The sequence below is a fragment of the Dactylosporangium maewongense genome, from assembly GCF_039531485.1.
Lineage (GTDB): Bacteria > Actinomycetota > Actinomycetes > Mycobacteriales > Micromonosporaceae > Dactylosporangium > Dactylosporangium maewongense.
The window spans coordinates 109,985-128,703 of sequence record NZ_BAAAQD010000030.1 but is presented as its reverse complement, the minus strand read 5'-3'; the positions used below and the strand labels follow the sequence as shown (position 1 = coordinate 128,703).

20 protein-coding genes are annotated in these 18,719 nt (G+C 71.2%); 11 read left to right on the top strand and 9 right to left on the bottom strand.

The window, feature by feature from the left end:
• The 3 genes from ABD332_RS49055 to ABD332_RS49045 form a co-directional block, all read right to left on the bottom strand.
• Positions 1 to 172: flagellin N-terminal helical domain-containing protein (locus ABD332_RS49055; RefSeq protein WP_486303848.1), on the bottom strand; the 172-nt coding region annotated here is incomplete at its 3' end.
• A 166-nt stretch (positions 173 to 338) separates the two neighbouring features.
• A complete protein-coding gene (locus ABD332_RS49050) occupies positions 339 to 1,220 on the bottom strand; it encodes a sigma-70 family RNA polymerase sigma factor (RefSeq protein ID WP_344512078.1) in 882 nt (293 codons plus the stop codon).
• 116 nt (positions 1,221 to 1,336) lie between these two features.
• Positions 1,337 to 2,227, bottom strand: a complete 891-nt coding sequence (locus tag ABD332_RS49045) for a sigma-70 family RNA polymerase sigma factor (protein ID WP_344512076.1) — start codon at positions 2,225 to 2,227, stop codon at positions 1,337 to 1,339.
• Positions 2,228 to 2,390: 163 nt separating this feature from the next.
• On the opposite strand from ABD332_RS49045, the gene flgN reads away from it, so the two are divergent.
• The 7 genes from flgN (at position 2,391) to ABD332_RS49010 (ending at position 9,767) form a co-directional block, all read left to right on the top strand.
• Complete coding sequence (gene flgN / locus ABD332_RS49040) at positions 2,391 to 2,873, top strand: flagellar export chaperone FlgN (protein WP_344512074.1); 483 nt, start codon at positions 2,391 to 2,393, stop codon at positions 2,871 to 2,873.
• Positions 2,874 to 4,271, top strand: a complete 1,398-nt coding sequence (gene flgK, locus ABD332_RS49035; RefSeq protein WP_344512072.1) for a flagellar hook-associated protein FlgK — start codon at positions 2,874 to 2,876, stop codon at positions 4,269 to 4,271.
• Between the two features lie 9 nt (positions 4,272 to 4,280).
• Positions 4,281 to 5,177, top strand: coding sequence for a flagellar hook-associated protein FlgL (flgL, locus tag ABD332_RS49030; protein WP_344512070.1), 897 nt, complete (start codon positions 4,281 to 4,283; stop codon positions 5,175 to 5,177).
• 45 nt (positions 5,178 to 5,222) lie between these two features.
• Positions 5,223 to 5,630: a flagellar assembly protein FliW gene (gene fliW / locus ABD332_RS49025; protein WP_344512068.1), complete on the top strand. Its 408-nt coding sequence runs from the start codon at positions 5,223 to 5,225 to the stop codon at positions 5,628 to 5,630.
• A 70-nt stretch (positions 5,631 to 5,700) separates the two neighbouring features.
• Positions 5,701 to 5,943, top strand: a complete 243-nt coding sequence (csrA, locus tag ABD332_RS49020; RefSeq protein ID WP_203847552.1) for a carbon storage regulator CsrA — start codon at positions 5,701 to 5,703, stop codon at positions 5,941 to 5,943.
• A gap of 79 nt (positions 5,944 to 6,022) precedes the next feature.
• Positions 6,023 to 7,624 (top strand): methyl-accepting chemotaxis protein, encoded by a 1,602-nt coding sequence (locus ABD332_RS49015; RefSeq protein ID WP_344512065.1) that lies wholly within the window; start codon positions 6,023 to 6,025, stop codon positions 7,622 to 7,624.
• Positions 7,625 to 7,715: 91 nt separating this feature from the next.
• Positions 7,716 to 9,767, top strand: a complete 2,052-nt coding sequence (locus tag ABD332_RS49010; RefSeq protein WP_344512063.1) for a PAS domain-containing sensor histidine kinase — start codon at positions 7,716 to 7,718, stop codon at positions 9,765 to 9,767.
• 27 nt (positions 9,768 to 9,794) lie between these two features.
• On the opposite strand, the gene ABD332_RS49005 is transcribed toward ABD332_RS49010, so the two are convergent.
• Positions 9,795 to 9,944 (bottom strand): hypothetical protein, encoded by a 150-nt coding sequence (locus ABD332_RS49005; protein WP_344512059.1) that lies wholly within the window; start codon positions 9,942 to 9,944, stop codon positions 9,795 to 9,797.
• A 219-nt stretch (positions 9,945 to 10,163) separates the two neighbouring features.
• Between ABD332_RS49005 and ABD332_RS49000 the strand changes: the two genes are divergently transcribed.
• Entirely contained in the window at positions 10,164 to 10,949 is a 786-nt protein-coding gene (locus ABD332_RS49000; RefSeq protein WP_344512057.1) for a zinc metalloprotease, read from the top strand.
• A gap of 117 nt (positions 10,950 to 11,066) precedes the next feature.
• Positions 11,067 to 11,951 carry a sporangiospore maturation cell wall hydrolase GsmA gene (gsmA, locus tag ABD332_RS48995; RefSeq protein ID WP_344512055.1) on the top strand — a complete coding sequence of 295 codons (885 nt, stop codon included), beginning with the start codon at positions 11,067 to 11,069 and terminating at the stop codon, positions 11,949 to 11,951.
• Between the two features lie 265 nt (positions 11,952 to 12,216).
• Here the strand turns inward: gsmA and ABD332_RS48990 are convergent, their stop codons facing one another.
• The 5 genes from ABD332_RS48990 to ABD332_RS48970 form a co-directional block, all read right to left on the bottom strand.
• A complete protein-coding gene (locus ABD332_RS48990) occupies positions 12,217 to 12,522 on the bottom strand; it encodes a hypothetical protein (RefSeq protein WP_344512053.1) in 306 nt (101 codons plus the stop codon).
• Positions 12,523 to 12,602: 80 nt separating this feature from the next.
• Entirely contained in the window at positions 12,603 to 13,238 is a 636-nt protein-coding gene (locus tag ABD332_RS48985) for a response regulator transcription factor (protein WP_344512051.1), read from the bottom strand.
• A 205-nt stretch (positions 13,239 to 13,443) separates the two neighbouring features.
• Positions 13,444 to 14,718 (bottom strand): sensor histidine kinase, encoded by a 1,275-nt coding sequence (locus tag ABD332_RS48980; RefSeq protein WP_344512049.1) that lies wholly within the window; start codon positions 14,716 to 14,718, stop codon positions 13,444 to 13,446.
• Between the two features lie 30 nt (positions 14,719 to 14,748).
• Complete coding sequence (locus tag ABD332_RS48975) at positions 14,749 to 15,135, bottom strand: DUF3224 domain-containing protein (RefSeq protein ID WP_344512047.1); 387 nt, start codon at positions 15,133 to 15,135, stop codon at positions 14,749 to 14,751.
• A gap of 36 nt (positions 15,136 to 15,171) precedes the next feature.
• Positions 15,172 to 15,891 (bottom strand): sensor histidine kinase, encoded by a 720-nt coding sequence (locus ABD332_RS48970; RefSeq protein WP_344512045.1) that lies wholly within the window; start codon positions 15,889 to 15,891, stop codon positions 15,172 to 15,174.
• Between the two features lie 160 nt (positions 15,892 to 16,051).
• Between ABD332_RS48970 and ABD332_RS48965 the strand changes: the two genes are divergently transcribed.
• Both ABD332_RS48965 and ABD332_RS48960 read left to right on the top strand, forming a co-directional pair.
• Entirely contained in the window at positions 16,052 to 17,935 is a 1,884-nt protein-coding gene (locus ABD332_RS48965; protein ID WP_344512043.1) for a PAS domain-containing sensor histidine kinase, read from the top strand.
• On the top strand, positions 17,932 to 18,642 hold the full coding sequence (locus ABD332_RS48960; RefSeq protein WP_344512041.1) for a response regulator transcription factor: 711 nt from the start codon (positions 17,932 to 17,934) through the stop codon (positions 18,640 to 18,642). Before ABD332_RS48965 ends, ABD332_RS48960 begins: the two co-directional genes overlap by 4 nt.
• The last annotated feature ends 77 nt before the right edge of the window (positions 18,643 to 18,719 follow it).

Here is an 18,719-nt window from a genome sequence, read left to right as displayed (position 1 = left end):
TCTGCGAGCGCAGGCCCTCGCTGATCGACAGGCCGGCCGCGTCGTCCGCGGCCCGGTTGATCCGGTAACCGGACGACAGACGCTCCAGCGACTTGCTCATCTGGCTGTCGGTCGTCGACAGGTTCCGATAGGCGTTCTGCGCGGCGATGTTGTTGTTGATACGAAGACCCATGGTGATTCCTCCTTGATCCGGGCCGTACTGCGCGAGCCGTCCTTGGCTCGCTCGCCGATGACATCGGCGTCAGCGTCCGGGGCATGAGGAATCTGCCGAGGAAATATTCCGCAACTCAACTATAACCGCGAAAGACCCGGTTCCGCAGCGGAACCGGGTCTTTCGGTCAGAGGTTGAACGGGATGCCGAGGGCCGTCGTGTGCGCCAGCCGGGCGCTCAGGTCGCCCTGGCCGGCGATCTGGCTGTAGTAGGCCTCCCGGCGGCGGGCGACGCATCCGCCGGCACGCTCCTGCGCGTTCAGCAGGTGCGGGTCGAGATGGTTGTTGAGCCCGTCGCGGAGCAGCATGAGCGCCTCCGCCCGCAGCTGGCTGACCCGGCTCTCCGTCACGCCCAGCTCGCGGGCGATGTCGTTCATCGGGCGCTCCTCGAAGAAGTACGCCGTGACGACCGCGCGCAGCCGCTCGGGCAGCGCGCCGATCGCGTGGTGCAGGTAGCCGATCCGCTCGCGGTGCAGGATCAGGTCCTCGGGGCCCGGGGTCCGCTCGGGGACGAGGTCCTCGGCGGTGCCGGCGGTGAAGCCCTGCAGCGACAGCACCACGGCCCGCTGGACGTCGTCGTCGATCGTCTTGAGCTCTTCCGGCGCGACCCCGAGGGCCTCGGCGAGCTCCGTCTGGGTCGGCGTCCGGCCGAGGGCGGCGGTCAGCTCCTGGGTGGTCGTCTCGACCTTGCGGGCGCGGGTGCGCACGGAGCGGCTGGCCCAGTCGAGGCCGCGCAGCTCGTCGAGGAGGGCGCCACGGATGCGGGTGGTGGCGAAGCTGCCGAAGGGGATCCCCCTGGAGGGGTCGAAGCCCTTCGCGGCGTGGGCGAGGGCGGCCATGCCGGCGGACACGAGGTCCTCGCGGGACACGTGGGCGGGTAGCCGGCCGAGCATCTCGCGCACCAGGTGCCCGACGAGGGGCAGGTGCGTGCGGACGAGGTCGTCCCGCTCGCGGGCGGTCGTGTTGCTGGTGCTGGCGCTGGTGCTGCGTTCCTGGATGGTGACAGTCACGGCAACCTCTTCGTGGCAGGAGTGGGTCTTCGTGGGCCGGGAACCCCGGCAAGATCCAGCCTCTGTCACTTTGGGTACACAAAAGGTCGCGCTGGGTTGCTAACTGGTTGTTGTCCTCAGGCGGCGTCTCCCAGGCCGGAGGTGGGCATGCCGAGCGCCGTCGTGTGCGCCAGCCGGGCACTCAGGTCGCCCTGTCGCGCGATCTGGCTGTAGTACGCCTCCCGCCGGCGGGCGACGCAGCCGTTGCCCCGCTCCGGGGCGTTCAGCAGCTGCGGGTCCAGGTGGTTGTTGAGCCCGTCGCGCAGCAGCACGAGTGCCTCGGAGCGCAGCTGGCTGATCCGCGATTCGGTGACGCCCAGCTCCGCGGCGATGTCGGTCATCGGCCGCTCCTGGAAGAAGTACGCGGTGACCACGTACCGCAGCCGCTCCGGCAGCGCGTTGACGGCGTGGTGCAGGTAGCCGATCTTCTCCCGGTGCAGGATCAGGTCCTCCGGGCCCGGGGTCCGCTCCGGCACGAGGTCCTCGGCGGTGCCGGCGGTGAAGCCCTGCAGCGACAGCACGACCGCGCGCTGCACGTCGTCGCCGATCGCCTTCAGCTCCTCGGGCGCCACGCCGAGCGACTCGGCCAGCTCCGCCTGGGTCGGCGTGCGCCCCAGGGCGGCGGTCAGCTCCTGCTGCGCGAGCTCCACCTTGCGGGCGCGGGTGCGCACGGAGCGGCTGGCCCAGTCGAGGCCGCGCAGCTCGTCGAGGAGGGCGCCACGGATACGGGTGGTGGCGAAGCTGCCGAAGGGGATGCCCCGGCTGGGGTCGAAGCCCTTCGCGGCGTGCGCGAGCGCCGCCATCCCGGCCGAGATCAGGTCCTCGCGGGACACGTGCGTGGGCAGCCGGCCGAGCATCTCGCGCACCAGGTGCCCGACGAGGGGCAGGTGGCTGCGCACGGCGGCGTCCAGTTCCGCGGCGTTCAGGGAGGTCCGGGTCTCGGTCTGGGCTTCGCTGGTGACAGTCACGGCAACCTCTTCGTGGCAGGAGTTGGTCGAGAACCAGCCTCGGTAGCCACGGGTGCAGGTCGCGGTGACGCAAAGTTGCGGGGAGGTTGTACTCAAGGCCCTCATCGACCTGCCGACCTCTATGGGTGAAGCGATCGATGACACGGTGAAGGGCGGAGCGGGCATGGGGCTGGCGGATCTCGCGAGCATCCTGTGGCGGGAACGCGAGATGCTGGAGCTGCTGCTGTTCAAGCTCGAGGAGGAGCAGCTGGTGCTGGCCGGTGGGCGCACCCGCTGGCTCGCGCACGCCACCCGTGAGGTCGAGGTCGTGCTGGATGAGATCCGGCGCACGGAGGTCGTCCGGGCCGCCGAGGTCGAGGCGATCGGCGCCTCCCTCGGGCTCGGCCCGAACCCGAGCCTCAGCCAGCTCGCCGAGGCGTCCCCGGCGCCCTGGTCGGACCTGCTCAACCAGCACCGCATGGCGTTCCTGACGCTGACCGCCGAGGTCAGCGCGCTTGCCGAGGCCAACCGCGACATCCTCACCACCGGCGCACGGGCCGCCCGCGAGACGATGCTGGCGGTCGCGGGCTCCGTCGAGACCTATGGGCGGCGGGGGCAGACCGTCGGTTCGGCCCCCCGCAACCGGCTGATTGACGAGGCGATGTAGATGAGCACCTTCTCCGGCCTGAACACCGCGCTGTCCGCGCTCTACGCGCAGCGCCGGGCACTGGACATCACCGGCCAGAACATCGCCAACGTCAACACCGAGGGCTATTCGCGGCAGCGGGTGGAGCTCACGCCGGTCGAGAACGTGACCGAGCCGGCCCGCTACTCGATCAGCAGCGGCGTCGGCGACGGCGTCAGGATCACCGGCGTCACCCGGCTGCACGACGAGTTCATGACCAACCGCACCCGCGCCGAGCGCGGGCTCAACGAGTACCTCCAGGCGCAGAAGACCGTCTACGCCAACGTGGAGCAGGCGCTCGGCGAGCCCAGCGACACCGGGCTGCAGGCGCAGCTGTCGGACTACTGGTCCGCCTGGTCCGACGTGGCGAACCGCCCCGGCGACACCTCCGCCCGCACCCAGCTGCTCTCCCGCGCCAACACGGTCGCCGGGTCGATGCGCACCACCCGGGCCAACCTGGAGCAGCTGTATTCCGCCACGCGCGAGCAGCTCACCGCCGACGTCGACGTGGTCAACCAGACCACCGCCTCGGTCGCCGACCTCAACGCCCGGATCGCCCTGGCGAAGGTCGCCGACATGCCGACGAACGAGCTGACCGACAAGCGCGACCAGCTGGTGCTGCGGCTGTCGGAGCTGACCGGCGCGACCGCCCGGCCCAAGGAGGACGGCACCACGGACGTGCTGCTCGCCGGCGCAGTGCTGGTGCAGGGCGACACGGCACGCGAGCTGGTCGCGTCCGGCTCGCCCGCCGTCGACGGCCGGCTCGTCGCGCCGTCGGCGGTGACCTTCAGCGACGGCATGGCCGTGTCCATCTCCACCGGCCGGATCGCCTCGCGGCTGGAGTCGCTCACCACGACCATCCCGAACGCGGTGACGGGCCTCGACACGGTTGCCGGCCTGCTCATCCAGACCGTCAACGACCAGCACGCCCAGGGCTGGGACATCACCGTGGTGCCGCCCGCCACGGTCCCGACGCCGCAGCAGGGCGGTGCCTTCTTCTCCGGCACGAACGCCCGGGACATCGGCGTGGCGATCACCGACCCGACGAAGGTCGCCGCGTCCAGCACGTCGAGCAACCCGTTCCAGGGCGACAACGCGACCGCGCTGGCGGACCTCGCGAAGGCCCAGACGGGCGCCGACGTCACGTACCGCAACTACGTGGTCGACATCGGCATCGCGGCGCAGACGGTCAACCGGCGCGCCGACGCGCAGCAGGTCATCTCCGACGACGTGACCGCCGCCGAACAGGCGGGGTCCGGCGTCAGCCTCGACGAGGAGATGACCAACATGCTGCAGTTCCAGCGCGCGTACGAGGCGGCGGCGAAGGTCATCTCGGTGGTCGACAGCACGCTCGACTCGCTGATCAACATGAAACGGTAGGGGGAACGGATGCCCGGCTTCCGCGTCACGGAACGCTCCATGGCCAGCAACACGCTGGCGAACCTTCAGGTCAACCTCGCGCGCAACCAGCAACTGCAGAACCAGCTGTCCAGCGGCAAGCTCATCACCAAGGCGTCGGACTCGCCCGGCGGCGCGGTGATCGCGATGCAGCACCGTGCCGACGTGGCGACGCTCAACCAGTACTCGCGCAACGCCGACGACGGAATGGGATGGCTGGACATGGCCGACACGGCCCTGAAGAGTGCCTCGACGCAGATGAACCGGGCGCGCGAGCTGGTGCTCTCCGGTCTGTCGAGCGGCTCGGGCGGCAGTCCGGAGGCGCGCGAGGCGATCGCGCTGGAGGTCGACAACCTGCGCGACTCGATGATCAACCTCTCGAACACCACGTACCTCGACCGGCCGATCTTCGGCGGCAGCACCCCCGGCACGATCGCTTACGACAAGAACGGCGACTACCAGGGCGACGACGGTAAGATCAACCGTACGATCAGCGGTAACGCCACCGTCCGCGTCGACACCGGCGCCGAGGACGTCTTCGGCCCGGAGGCCGGCAACGGCAACGTGTTCAAGCTGCTCGGCTCGATCGCCGACCACCTGCGCAACAATCCCTCGGGCCTGCAGTCGGACCTCGCCGAGGTCGACACGGCGCAGAAACGCATCCAGGCGGGCCTCTCCGGGGTCGGCTCCAGATACAATCAAGTGTCCGAAATGCAGCAAACTGCCCAGAATCGGGTGATCGATCTCAAGGCGCAGCTGTCCGATGTCGAGGACATCGACCTGCCGAAGACGATCACCGAACTCGCCCTGCAGCAGACCGCCTACCAGGCCGCTCTCGCCGCCACCGCGAAGGTGATCCAGCCTTCGCTGGTCGACTTCCTGCGGTAGGCCCGCCGCCAGCACACACGTGAGGAATCCATGAGCGTCGCGACCGTGGGACAGCCAGAGACCACCACGCTGCCGGTGATCGACTTCGTTGCGCCGATGCCGGGCTTCCCGGACGACCGCCGGTTCGTGCTCGTCCGCCTGGAGGACACGGGCGCGCTGTATGCCCTGACCTCCGTCGACTCCGCCGGGCTGCGGTTCCTGGTGGTGCCGCCGGCGCAGTTCTTCCCCGACTACGCGCCGGAGGTCGACGACGACTCCCTCGCCGCCCTCGGCGTCAGTGACGCCGACGGGCTGCTGGTCCTGCTCGTCGTCACCGCGGGCGACGGCGTCCAGGACGCCACCGTCAACCTGATGGCGCCCATAGTGCTCGACCAGCAGAGTCGCCGCGCGGTGCAGCTGGTGCTGACCCGCAGCGGCCTGTCCGTGCGGCAGAAGCTCGTCGCCGTCGCCTGATCGGGTCTTTCACCCCGGACAACCGGCATATCGGGTACTGTTCGCGTATCGCCCAGCGAAGGAGCGGCTTGTGCTCGTCCTGACCCGACGTCCCGGGGAAAGCGTGATGGTCGGTGACGACGTCGTCGTCACCGTGCTCGACGTGCGCGGCGACGTCGTGCGGCTGGGCATCAAGGCACCGCGCAGCATCCAGGTCCATCGCGAAGAGGTCTACCGCGAGCTCCAGAAGGTCAACCGCGAGGCCGCGTCGCCCAGCGACGTCGCCGTGCGGGCCCTGAGCCGCATGCTCCGCGCCGACGTCGAACAGCAATAGCGGGGTTCAAACCCGACTTCTCAGGACGTCTCCGCCGATGCCGATAGGCAGGTGGATAACGCCTCGAGAAGGGCACGTCATGGGCGCTCTGCGCAACTGGCTCCGAAACCGGCCGATCGCCGTCAAACTCGGCGCCGTCCTCGCGGTCGCCCTGGTCACCGTCGGCGCGCTGCTCTTCGTCGGGGTGCGTGCCCTGACCGACGGCGAGGAGCGGGCCCGGGAGCTCGAGCACGTGGGCAAGCTGACCCGCGAGACCCTCGAGGCCGACATGGCCCATGACGCGATCCGCGGCGACGTGCTGCGCATGCTCCTGGCCGTCTCCCGCGGCGGCGACACCGGCACCGAGGTGGCCGAGGTGCGGGCCGACCTCGCCAGCCACAGCGAGATCCTCGGCGGTGTCCACGCCACCTTCACCGCCCCGGGCATGGACGCCTCCGTCCGCGCGGCCGCGCAGGCCGTCGCCCCGGCGATCGCGAACTACATCGACCTCGCCGGCCAGACGGTCACCGCGGCGGCCGGCGGCGACCGCAACCCGGCGTCGTACGCGAAGTTCCAGACCGCCTTCTCCGAGGTGGAGGCGAAGCTGCCCGGCGTCGGCGACGCCCTCGAACGGGTCGCCTCGGCCGCGTCGAAGTCCGTCGGCGACGAGCGCAACCGGGCCGTCCTCGTCCTCTCCACCGCCGGCGTTATTGGCCTGCTGCTTACCGTCGCGATCAGCTGGCTCGTCATGCGCGGCATCGTCGCGCCGCTGCGCGACGTGTCCTCCGTGCTCAACGGCATGGCCGAGGGCGACCTCTTGCGCACCTCGGCGGTCGGCTCCACCGACGAGGTCGGCCTGATGGCCCGCGACCTCAACCGGGCCATCGACAGCGTCCGCAGCACCGTGCAGGCGCTGTCGAGGTCGGCGCGCACCGTCGCCACGTCCGCCGACGAGCTGTCCGGCGCGTCGCAGCGGATCGTGTCGGCGGCCGCGCTCGCCAGCGACCGGGCCGGCGCGGCCAACCACGCCGCCGGCGAGGTCTCGCTGAACGTCGACACGCTGGCGTCGGCGAGCGAGGAGATGGGCGGCTCCATCGCGGAGATCTCCCGCAACGCCAACGACGCCCTGCGGGTCGCCGGCGACGCCGTCAGCATGGCCGACCAGACCAACGCGATGATGTCGCGCCTCGGCACCTCGTCCGTCGAGATCGGCAACGTCGTCAAGGTGATCACCTCGATCGCCGAGCAGACCAACCTGCTCGCCCTCAACGCCACCATCGAGGCCGCCCGCGCCGGCGACGCGGGCAAGGGCTTCGCGGTCGTCGCCGGGGAGGTCAAGGACCTCGCCCAGGAGACCGCCCGCGCCACCGACGGCATCAGCCGGCGGGTCGAGCAGATCCAGGCCGACGCCGAGCACGCCATCGAGGCGATCAGCGAGATCGGCTCGATCATCGCCCGCATCAACGACTTCCAGGTCACCATCGCCAGCGCCGTCGAGGAGCAGACGGCCTCGACCCAGGAGAGCAGCCGGACGGTCAGCGACGTCGCCGTCCGTACCGGCGAGATCGCCGCCACCATCGCGGACATCGCCGACGTCGCCGGGCGCAACACCACGGAGGCGGACACGTCGCTCGCGGCGGCCCGCCAGCTCGCCGGCATGGCCGAGGACATGAACGCCCTGGTCGCCCGCTTCCGTATCTGACGCTGCCCGCCTTCCGTTCCGGCGCTGCTCGCGGCCTTCGTTCTGGCGCAATCGGCAGACGTTAGGGCCGTCACCGCCGAAAATTGAAGGCATGCTCTACAGCGACGCTGACCTGCGGACGCTGAGCGCCCCGGACCGCTGGCGGCGCATCGCGCCGTTCCTCACCGTGGCGATCCTCGCCTGTGGCACGGCCCTCTTCCGGCCCGTGGTCGACCGCGTGGCCCTCGTGTCCGCCGTGGTCGTGCTCGCCCTGCTGCTCGGCCTGACCGTCACCGTGCCGTGGCATCGTCTGCCGGCCATCTACGAGGCCGCGCCGCCGCTGGGCTTCTTCGGCGTCGTCGCGCTGCTCAACATCCCCGAGACCGGCGACGACCCGGCCGGGTACGGCGCGCTCGCGCTGCTGCCCGTCTTCTGGCTGGCGCTGTACCACGGCCGCGCGGCCACCGCGATCGGCGTCGTCGCGATGGCGGTCGTCTTCTCCCTGCCGATGCTGCGCAGCGCCGCCGTCTTCGAGCACGAGTGGCGCCGCGGGCTGCTGGTGTTCGCGATCGGCGCCCTCATGGCGTCCGCCGCGCAGAGCTGGGTCCGCCGCAGCCGCGCCGCCGCCGCGGAGCTCGCCGCCCGGACCCGCGAGGTCAGCCGCGAACGCGACTTCAACCGCGCGATCCTCGACAGCGCCGGGTTCCTCGTCATGGTGCTGGACACCGACGGCCGGATCACCGCCTTCAACCGCCGCTGCGAGGAGGTCACCGGCTTCACCGCCGACGAGGTCATCGGCCGCCCCTTCTGGAGCGCCGGCATGTCCGCCGACGACACCGGCCGCGGCGACGACGCCTTCGCCCACCTCACCGCCGACGCGTTCCCCAACACGTTCGAGAACGACTGGCTCGCCGCCGACGGCAGCCGCCACCGCATCGTCTGGAGCAACACCGCTCTCACCGACGAGAACGAGCTCCTGACCCACGTCATCGGCACCGGCCTCGACGTCACCACGCAACGGCACACCGAGCGCCTCTTCGCCGACGTCCTCGCCGCCGCCACCGAGCAGGCCATCATCGGCACCGACCGGCGCGGCACCGTCACCGTCTTCAACGCCGGCGCCGAACGCCTCCTCGGCCACCGCGCCGCCGACGTCGTCGGCGCCGTCACCCTCGACCGCTTCCACCTGCCTGCCGAGGTGCCCGGCCTGGCCACCCTCTTCGAGCCCGCCCAGGCCGGCGACTCCGAGCCCCGCGAGTGGACCTACGTGCGCCGCGACGGCGCCACGCTGCCCGTCTCCCTCACCGTCAGCGTCATCCGCGGCGAGTCCGGCGAGGTCACCGGCTACCTCTCCGTCGCCCGCGACATCACCCGGGAGCGCCGCACCGTCGAGGCGATGCGCCACGCCCTGGACCGCGAGCGGGCCGCCGCCGCCCGCCTGCGCGAGCTCGACAAGGTCCGCGCCGACCTGGTCGCCACCGTCTCGCACGAGCTGCGGACCCCGCTCACCAGCATCCTCGGCAACGTCGAGGTCATCGTCGACGGCGACGCCGGCCCCGTGCAGCGCCCCCAGGCCCGTCTCCTCGCCGCCGTCGAACGCAACGCCCGCCGCCTGCTCGCCCTCATCGAGGACCTCCTCATGTTGTCGCGCATCGAGGCCGGCCAGGTGAAGATCAACGCTGGCCCCGTCCACCTCCGCGCCGTCGTCTCCGGCGCCCTGGAAGCCCTGCAGGCCGTCCGCGGCCAGCGCGACGTCCACCTCGACATCGACCTGCCCGATCCCCCCATCGTCGTGCACGGCGACCGCGACCAGCTCGAACGCGTCCTCATCAACCTCCTCGACAACGCCCTGAAGTTCACCCCGCCCGGCGGCAGCGCCCGCCTCACCGCCGACCTCGACGGTGCCCAGGTCCGCCTCACCGTCGCCGACACCGGCATCGGCATCCCGCCGGCCGAGCTCGACCAGATCTTCGACCGGTTCTTCCGCTCGAGCCGCTCGCAGGAGCTCCAGAGCCAGGGCACCGGCCTGGGCCTGGCCATCACGAAGTCCATCGTCGAACGCCACGGCGGCCACATCTGGGCCGGCCCCGCCCTCGACCAGGGCACCATCGTCACCTGCCTCCTGCCCCTGCACGACGCCCCGGTCCCCGCCCGCACCGTCTGACGCCGGCGCGCAGCCGCGGACGGAGGGTCACCAGGTGGAGATGTCGCCGCCGATCAGGGTCACGGCGGCCACCGAGGTCATGCCGACCAGGACGGCCACGAGGCCGACGTCGAGGGTGGCGGCGCCGCGGTCGTCGCGCACGAGACGGGCATGCAGCCTGGCGATCAGGTTCGTCATCTTCAACTCCCTCGGGGGCGGCTTTCGGTGATGCAAGCATGACGGAACGTGACCGTGCGGCGCTGTCCGATGCGGGTGCGGTGAGGGTGGGATGAACGTCTGACATGGGGTTGCCGGGGAGGTGTCGACGGGCGGCAGAAGGGAATCCAGCGGGCCATGTCGGCACCCTGTTTGCGGAAAGTCACCCCTTCGGGGTGGCGCGCGGACCAGAATGATTCTGTGCCAAAGATCGACACTGGTCTGGCAAAGCTGCTCGCGCTGGTCCTCGTGGCCGGTTCACTGACCGCACCAACGGCGTCGGTGAACGTGTCACGTGCCGCGGTCGCGCGCGGCTGGTTGCCGGTGATTCCGGGTCCACCCACCGCCGAGCTCGCCGGGGCGGCCGACAGCGGCGGCCGGTGCGCGGATCCGACCGGCACGTGGCTGGGCATGCACTGGCGCAACGAGTTGCGCTGGCGGGTCAACGAGCAGACGATCCCCGCGTACCTCGGCGACCGCACCACCGTCGTGAACTCGCTGCGCAGCGCGGCGACCACCGTGGACACCGGACGCAACGACTGCGGGCTGCCGGCGAATCTCGGCATCCAGGAGTCGTACGCCGGACGCACCGACCACAAGGCGGGCGTGACCCCCGCGGGTGGCTGCGGCGAGCGGGACAACCAGAACACCGTCTCGTTCGGGCGGCTGGAGAAGGGGCTGCTCGCGGTGACCTGCATCTGGTGGTTCGGGGGCAAGGAGAACGGCCGCAGCGTCGAGACCGACATCCTCATCGACGACACCGAGGGCCTGTTCTTCACCACGACGCCCGCGGACTGCTCGTCGCGCTGGGACCTCGAAGGCACGGTCACGCACGAATTCGGCCACGCGTTCGGCCTGGGGCACGTGCCGTTCGCCGAGCACGGGTCGCAGACGATGACCGACGGGCTCCCGGACTGCTCCACCGCCTACCGCGGGCTCGGCCTCGGCGACTACCTGACGCTGAAGCAGCAGTACGGCACGAACTGACACACGGGACCGGCTCGTGCCGCGAGCAACGTTGCGGCAACCCGGCGTGTACCTGGCCGCGCTACCTGAGCCGGCGACCTTTGAGGGGACCACCCACCCCTCATGGGAGATCAGTTCATGTTGCGCAGTCTCAAGCAGTACGTCCTCGTGCCCGCCCTGGCGCTCGCCGCGACGGCGACGACGCTCGTCGTGACCACCGCCCCGGCCGACGCGGCCGTCATCTCCGTCCGCGTCAACGGCGCCCTTGCCGCCCGCAACGGCGCCGCCAACTGGTTCACGCAGACCCGGAAGATCAAGAACAAGCAGAAGGTGACGGTCACCTGCAAGGTCAGCGGCCAGTACCTGCGCGGCAACGTCCGGCGCACCGCCCAGTGGGACCGCACCGCGATCGGTGACTTCATCTCCCACGCGTACGTCTCCGGCAACCCCAAGCTGCCGAACTGTGCCCCCGCCCCCGCACCCACGACCGCCGCGCCCGTCGCGACCCCGGTCGCCGCGGTCCCGATGGGCCCGACCGGCACGATGACCAACGCGCAGTTCCTGGCCGCGTCGATCCCCGCCGCCCAGCAGAGCCAGCGCGACACCCGCGTGCCGACCTCCGTCACCCTCGCCCAGGCCATCCTCGAGTCGGGCTGGGGCCGCAGCTCCCTGTCGGCCAACGACCGCAACTTCTTCGGCATGAAGTGCTTCAACAACGCCCCAGGCGCCTACGCCGCCGGCTGCAAGTCCTACAGCACCCAGGAGTGCAACGCCGCCGGCGTCTGCAGCACGACGGTCGCCACGTTCCGCACGTACGCCACCGCCACCGCCTCCTTCACCGACCACGGCATGGCCCTGAAGAACCTGTCCCGCTACGCGGCCGCCTTCAACTACCTCAACGACCCGAACCAGTTCGTCGCCGAGGTCCACAAGGGCGGCTACGCCACCGACCCGCTCTACACCACGAAACTGGTCGCCCTCATGCAGAAGTACAACCTCTACCAGTACGACCTCGCCCTGTAAGCCCGTACGGCCCATACGCACAACGGCGGCGGTCACGCCCGGCTCACCCTGGACGTGACCGCCGCTTCCGTGTTCCGAGCGCGCGGTCGACCCACGGGCAAGTGCGACCCTCCAGCCGGATGGCGGACCGTTCCTGCCGGGTCCGTCCGACCGCGCGATGCTGACGATGCGCGGCGCGTGGACCCGTTCCCTGGCCCGTCTTCCGGCGCTTTGTGGCGACGGTCGAAGCGTCCGGGGACATCCGCGCCGGGAGCTGAAGCGGGGGTCAGAGAGAGACGGGGCGGGTGGCCGGGCTGGTGTACTCGGCCATCGTGAAGTGGCCCGGTTCGGCCGCGGGGTGGACGGAGACCTCGATGGTGGCGTCGTCGGGGAAGCGGAGCGTGAAGACGGGGTCGAGGTCGCAGAGGAAGGTGAAGCCTTCCAGGGCCTCGGGGTCGGGTTCGAGCAGATGGCCGTGCGCCGACCAGGTGTCGCCGTCCGAGGTGATGACGACGGAGACCTCGCCGGCGCCGAACGCGGTGGAGGAGTTCGCCCACCAGTCGAGGTGGCAGATGCCTTCGTAGCGGTCCATCGCAGCAGCATGGCGTACAGACAGCAAAAACGCGGACCGGCGAGGGGGTGCCGGTCCGCGTTTTCGTCTGTGGGGCAATTTCAGGCGGCGTCCGCCGAGACGAGGAGGCCCTGGTTGACGGCGGCCATGAGGGCCTGGGAGCGGTTGTTGACGCGGAGCTTGCTGTACAGGCGGGACACGTACGTCTTGACCGTGGCCTCGGAGACGGCGAGGCGCTGGGCGATGGTCGGCAGGCTCAGGCCGTCGCGCATGAGGGAGAGGACCTCCTGCTCGCGCTGGCTGAGCAGGCCGGTCTGGCCGCGGCGGCGGGAGAGTGCGGAGGAGAGGCCCGGGGCGGTGAAGGAGTGCGGCGCGACCGCGGCGTGGCGGATGGCGGCGAGGACCGACGGGATCGGGGCGGCCTTGGTGACGTAGGCGGAGAGGCCTGCGTCGAGGGCGCGGTAGAGGAGGTTGTCGTCGCTGACGGCGCTGAGCAGCACGACGCCGAGGTCGGGGCTGGCGGCGCGGAGCCGGCGGGCGAGGCTGATGCCGTCGCTGTCGGCGAGGGAGGCGTCGATGGTGACGACGTTGGCGCGGGTCTCGGCGACGACGCGCTCGGCTTCGGCGGCGCTGCCCGCCTCGCCGACCAGAGTGATGTCCGGGACGGTCGCCACGACACGGTTGAGGCCGAGTCGGAGAAGGACGTGTTCATCGACGGCGACCAATCGGATCGTCATCTGGGCTCCTTGGGAAAGTGTGTCGTGGCCTGGACGTTTACGGCGTGGATCATTGCCAGGTAAGCGTCGCAGGCCGCACCGGCCGGGTGCCAGACGCTGCAATTGACCTGCGCTCGTCGGCAACCGTGCTGCACCGCAGGACAATCGGACACCGGTGGACACCGTCGGCTCTCCGGCCGGAATCACACCTCCCAAGCCCGGCGGCTCAGGAGAGGAGCACCGGGAAGGGCAGGGCGTTGCGGGGCAGCGTGATGCGGACGGTGGTGCCGCCGCCGGGGGTCCCGTCGATCACCAGCCTGGCGTCGTGCGCCTCCACGATGCGCTGGCAGGTGGCGAGGCCGATGCCGGAGCCCTCCACGTCGGTGCGCAGCCTGGTGAACATCTCCAGCACGCGCGGGCGGTCCTCCTCGGCGATGCCGAAGCCGTTGTCTGCGACGGCGAAGGTCCAGCCGTCGGGGTCCTCGCTGCCGGTGATCGAGATGTGGCAGGCACGGCCGCGGTCGCGGAACTTCAGCGAGTTGCTGACCAGGTTCTGGACGAGGACGCGCAGCTGGGTGGCGTCGCCGTACACCATGGGCAGCGGACCGGTGTCGACCGTCGCCTGCGCGGCCGAGATCGCGGCGCCGACGTCATCGAGGACCTGCTGCACGACGGCGCCGAGGTCGACCTGGGCGAAGGACGGGCGTCCACCGAGCGACGCGTGCGACAGGACGTCCTCGATCATGCGCCACATCCGGGTCGCGGAGGACAGGGCCTTGTCGACGCAGCGCTTCGCGGTGGCGTCCTCGAGCACGGCGTCGATCTCGGCCAGCATCGCCACGAAGCCGAGGACGCCGGTGAGCGGGTTCTTGAGGTCGTGGCTGACCTGGCCGGCGAAGTGCTGCAGGGAGGCGTTGGAGCGCTGCAGCTCGCGGGTGGTGCGCTGCACCGTGTTGAGGGCCTGTTCGAGCATCTGGCCGTGCCGGTGCAGGTCCATCACGTCCATGACCATGCGGGCCAGCTTCTCCAGGCCCTCGCGCTGCTGTGCGGTGAGCTCGTGCGGCTGCTGGTCGAAGACGCAGAGGCTGCCCAGGACGTGGCCGTCCCGGTCGCGCAGGTGCGCGGAGGCGTAGAAGCGCACGTCGTCGATCTCGCCGGTGACGAACGGGTTGCGGTTGAAGCGGGGATCGAGGGTCGCGTCGCGGACGACGACGGTCTCCGGCTCGACGATGCTGATCGCGCACATCGAGTCCTCGCGGTCGCAGACGCCGGGCTCGAAGCCGTAGGCGGCCATCTGGTGCTGCTGGGTCGCGGAGATGATGTTGACGACCGCGTTCGGCACGCCGCAGATGTAGGCGGCGAGCTCGACGACCGACGGCAGGTCCGGCAGCGGGGGCACCCCGAGGATGCCGTAGTCCGCGAGGGACCGCAGCCGTTCCTGCTCGTCGGCCGGCACCGGGAAGGCGCGCGTCTTCGTGCTCGTGTGCGATGTGCTGGTCATGGTGCGACCATAGGCGCCGAAAGTTGCTGGTCAGCCCAGTTCGTACCGCAGGGTCAGGGTGTGCGCGCCGCCCTCGGCGATCGAGATTTCGGCGACGCCGCGGATGCCGGTCAGCTCGCCTGTACCGGTGTCCGGCACGACCGTCCAGGAGGCGCCGGCGCCCGACGCGGTGTGGTGCAGCACGAACGTCCCGGCCCGGCCGTGGAGGCTGCCCAGGAAGCGTTCGAAGCCGACGTACGCGGAGGACTCCTGGACCGCCGCTTGGCACATGACCGTGAAGGCCTCGCTGGTGCCGGCGAAGTCGCCGGTGAACGTCTTGGTGATCCTGGTGCGCGACAGGCGGGCCCCGGCGCGCTCGTCGCAGAGGTCGTCTTCCCAGGTCTCGATCGTGAACGGCGCGACGGCCTTGGTTTCCATGGCTGGCAGCCTCCCGTACGAACCTGACAACCGCCGTCAGGAATGGGGCAGCGTGATCCGGACGGTGACGCCGCGCTGCTCCACGCAGGTCACCATGCCGCCGCCGTGACGGGCGGCGATCTCGCGGCCGAGCATGAGGGCGAGCGCCGCGGTGCGGTGCTCGCCCGGGTGGTCGGGGTGCGGGATCCGCATCGACAGCAGGCGCTCGGCGCTCAGCGGGCCCGCGACCGTGGCGACCACCAGCACCGTCCAGGTGCCGCCGGCGCGGGCGGCGGTCACGGCGATCGGCCGGTCCGCGTCGTTGACCAGGCCGGCGACGTCCACGGCGGTGCGCACCAGCTGCCGCAGCAGTGGCCCGTCACCGAAGAGGTGCGCGGCGTCCGGCACGTCCAGGACGACGGCGAGCCCGCCGGTGACCTCATGGAGCAGCGGCCGAAGGTCGACCCGGACCGCGTCGAGCGGCGCCTCGGCGGACTCCAGCTCGGCCAGCAGCATGAGGTCGGCGACGGTGAGCTGCATGCGCTCCGCGTTGCGCCGGATGGCGGCGAGCGCGGCGTGCCGGTCGGCCGGGTCGAGCTCGAGGATGTCCTCGGCGGCGTCGAGCATGTTGGCGAACGTGATGATCGACGTCAATGGCGTCCGCAGCTCGTGCGCGGCCACCCGGATGAACTCGGTCCCCAGCTGGGACATGCCGGAGCCGGTGGCCGCGTCGGGCGATCCGGTGGCTTCTGTGGCGGTGTCGTCAGCGATGAGCACCCCCTCGGTCCTTCGGAAACGTTACAGGACATGTCATTACATTGCGTAGGATATGTGTGTACCGACAGTAAGCGACGAATGTCGCAAAGGCTGCCGGCCGAGGAGAGCTTTGCGTGGAGAGACCGACCGTCTGGTTGACACGGGCCTGATCGAAGGCGCTGTGGTCGACCTGGTGGTCCGTGCCGCGAACGCGACCACCGTGGTGGACGCGCAGCGCCTCGTCGCGGAGCTGCGGGGCTTCTCCGGTGTCCGCTCCGCGGAGATCGTCGCCGCGCTGACCCCGGTCGTCGGCGAGCTCGACCTGCTGGAGCGGCTCCCGGTCGGCCCGGCCCAGTGGGGCCAGGAGCTGCGGGTCGAGTTCAGCGCCGCGCCCGCCCGCACCGAGCTGCTCGCCGCCGCCGCGGAGATCGCCGCCGCCGCCGACCGCGCCCTCGTCCAGCCGTGCCGCGCCGTGCCGCCACCGCCGATGCTCGGCTCGCCCCTCGCGTGGGCGATCACCACCGGCGCGCGGGCCATGATCCTGACCGTCGACCCCGCCCGGGGATGGAGCGCGCTGTCCGACTCGTTCGGCACGGTCCTCGGGCACGACCGGCACAGACCCCCGGACTACCGCCTCGTCGACCTGATCCACCCCGACGACCGGCCCGCGGCCGTCGCCATGTTCCTGACCTGCTGCGCCGGCCACCACCCGTCCGGGACCACCGACCTGCGGCTGTGCACCGCCGCCGGCCGGTGGCGCGTCATCGAGGTCGCCGCCCGCACGTTCGTCGACGACGCCCAGGTCGGTGCCGTCGTCTTCTTCGGCATCGACGTCACCCGCCAGCGCGAGACCGAGCGCACCGCCGCCGTCGAGCGGCAGCGCCTCGCGCGGCTCGTCGAGACGATGGACGACGGGCTGCTGCTGCTCGACGAGCAGGGCCGGGTCCGGCTGGCGAACCTCGCCGCGCACCGGCTCCTGGACACCGGCATGGTCGGCCCCGGCGCGTCGCGCAGCGACCTGACCGAGGACGACCCGCTCGACTGGGCCGCGGTCATCGGCCGCGCGGTCGAGCGGGTCGGCCGGGACTCGGCGCGGATCCAGCGGCTGCGCGAGGCGTTCATCCTGCGGCGCGCGATCGTCGGCGAGGAGATCCCGTTCGACGACGGGCGGGTCCTGGAGATCGATCTGGTGCCGGTCGCCGGCCCCGGCGAGACGGACTCGGGCACCCTCGTGCACCTCCGGGACGTCACCGCCAGGGTCGCGGTCCACCGCGGGCTGGAGGAGCGCAGCCGGGGCCTGGAGGAGCGCAGCCGCGGGCTGGAGGAGCGCAACCGGGCGCTGATCGAGGCGACCGCGCTCAACAACGAGTTCGTCGCCACCGTCTCGCACGAGCTGCGTGGCCCGCTGTCGTCGGTCGTCGCGTTCGCGCACCTGCTCGGCGACGTCACCACCGGCGACCTCAGCGAGGACCAGCGCACCTACCTCGACGTGATCGACCGCAACGCCAACCGGCTGCTGCGCCTCATCGAGGACCTGCTGCTGCTGTCCCGGCTCGAGGCGCGCACCCTCCAGCTGCGGCCGATGCCGACCCGGCTGCCGGAGCTCCTCGCCGTCGCCGTCGCCGAGCGGACCCCGGCGGCGCTCGCGGCCGGGCTGGAGCTGGTGCTGGAGTGCGAGGACGGGCCCGAGATGATCTGCGACGACACCCGGGTGCACCAGGTGGTGGACAACCTGGTCAGCAACGCCGTGAAGTTCACGCCGAGCGGCGGCAGGGTCACCGTCCGGGCCGGGCCCGACGGCGACGGCTGGACGGTCGCCGTGGCGGACTCGGGCGTCGGCATACCCGCCGCCGACCTGCCCCGGCTCTTCAGCGCATTCTTCCGCGGCTCCAACGTCGCCGCGGCGGTCGGGCGGCAGGTCATGCCCGGCACGGGGCTCGGGCTCGTGGTGAGCCGGGCCATCGTCGAACTGCACGGTGGCGGCATCAGCGTCGCCAGCACCGAAGGGGTCGGCACGACGGTCACGCTGTCGTTGCCTTCGCGACCAGCACGAAATGGGGGATGATCGTGAGCCGGCTTCTTGTGGTCGAGGACGATCCAGATATCGCCATGGCTCTGCGCCTGCTGCTGACGCGGGCCGGACACCAGGTCGCACACGCCAAGGACGGCAGGACCGGACTCAGGGACGCCTACACGGAGCGCCCCGAGCTCGTCATCCTCGACATCGGGCTGCCCGGCATGGACGGCTGGCAGGTCCTGGAGCGGCTGCGCGACGTCAGTGACGTCCCGGTGCTGCTGCTGACCGCGCACGGGCAGGAGTCCGACAAGGTGCGCGGCCTGCGCGGCGGCGCGGACGACTACCTCACCAAGCCGTTCACCAATGCGGAGCTCGTGGCCCGGGTCGAGGCGCTGCTGCGGCGCAGCGCCGGACCCGCGTCCTGGGCCGACGAGGTGTACGACGACGGCGTCCTGCGCATCGACCCGGCCGCCCGCCGCACCTTCGTGGCCGGTGACGAGGTGCGGCTCACGCCCACCGAGTTCCGACTGCTGAACGTGCTGGTCCGGCACGCCGGCGCGGTGCTGTCGCCCAACCAGCTGCTCGCCCAGGCCTGGGACGACCCGACCGGCATCGGCCCGGAGCGGGTCAAGTTCGCGGTCCTGCGGCTGCGGCGCAAGCTCGGCTGGACCGACCCGGACGCGTCGCCGATCGAGTCCGTGCGGGGGTTCGGTTACCGGTACCGGCGGCCGGTCCTGGACCGCGCCGGCGAGTGAGGGGCCCCGTCAACCCAAGCGCAACTGGCCGGGACCGGGGGAGGGGCCCCGGGCCCGGCAACCTGATACCTGGAAAG

Excerpts from the sequence above, each read along its gene's own strand:
- ABD332_RS48980 (WP_344512049.1), bottom strand. The coding sequence starts at position 14,718 with ATGACCAGCACATCGCACACGAGCACGAAGACGCGCGCCTTCCCGGTG.
- ABD332_RS48985 (WP_344512051.1), bottom strand. The coding sequence starts at position 13,238 with ATGACGATCCGATTGGTCGCCGTCGATGAACACGTCCTTCTCCGACTC.
- ABD332_RS48990 (WP_344512053.1), bottom strand. The coding sequence starts at position 12,522 with ATGGACCGCTACGAAGGCATCTGCCACCTCGACTGGTGGGCGAACTCC.
- ABD332_RS49010 (WP_344512063.1), top strand. The coding sequence starts at position 7,716 with ATGCTCTACAGCGACGCTGACCTGCGGACGCTGAGCGCCCCGGACCGC.
- flgL (WP_344512070.1), top strand. The coding sequence starts at position 4,281 with ATGCCCGGCTTCCGCGTCACGGAACGCTCCATGGCCAGCAACACGCTG.
- ABD332_RS49015 (WP_344512065.1), top strand. The coding sequence starts at position 6,023 with ATGGGCGCTCTGCGCAACTGGCTCCGAAACCGGCCGATCGCCGTCAAA.
- ABD332_RS48960 (WP_344512041.1), top strand. The coding sequence starts at position 17,932 with ATGATCGTGAGCCGGCTTCTTGTGGTCGAGGACGATCCAGATATCGCC.
- gsmA (WP_344512055.1), top strand. The coding sequence starts at position 11,067 with ATGTTGCGCAGTCTCAAGCAGTACGTCCTCGTGCCCGCCCTGGCGCTC.
- ABD332_RS49005 (WP_344512059.1), bottom strand. The coding sequence starts at position 9,944 with ATGACGAACCTGATCGCCAGGCTGCATGCCCGTCTCGTGCGCGACGAC.
- ABD332_RS48975 (WP_344512047.1), bottom strand. The coding sequence starts at position 15,135 with ATGGAAACCAAGGCCGTCGCGCCGTTCACGATCGAGACCTGGGAAGAC.
- flgK (WP_344512072.1), top strand. The coding sequence starts at position 2,874 with ATGAGCACCTTCTCCGGCCTGAACACCGCGCTGTCCGCGCTCTACGCG.
- flgN (WP_344512074.1), top strand. The coding sequence starts at position 2,391 with ATGGGGCTGGCGGATCTCGCGAGCATCCTGTGGCGGGAACGCGAGATG.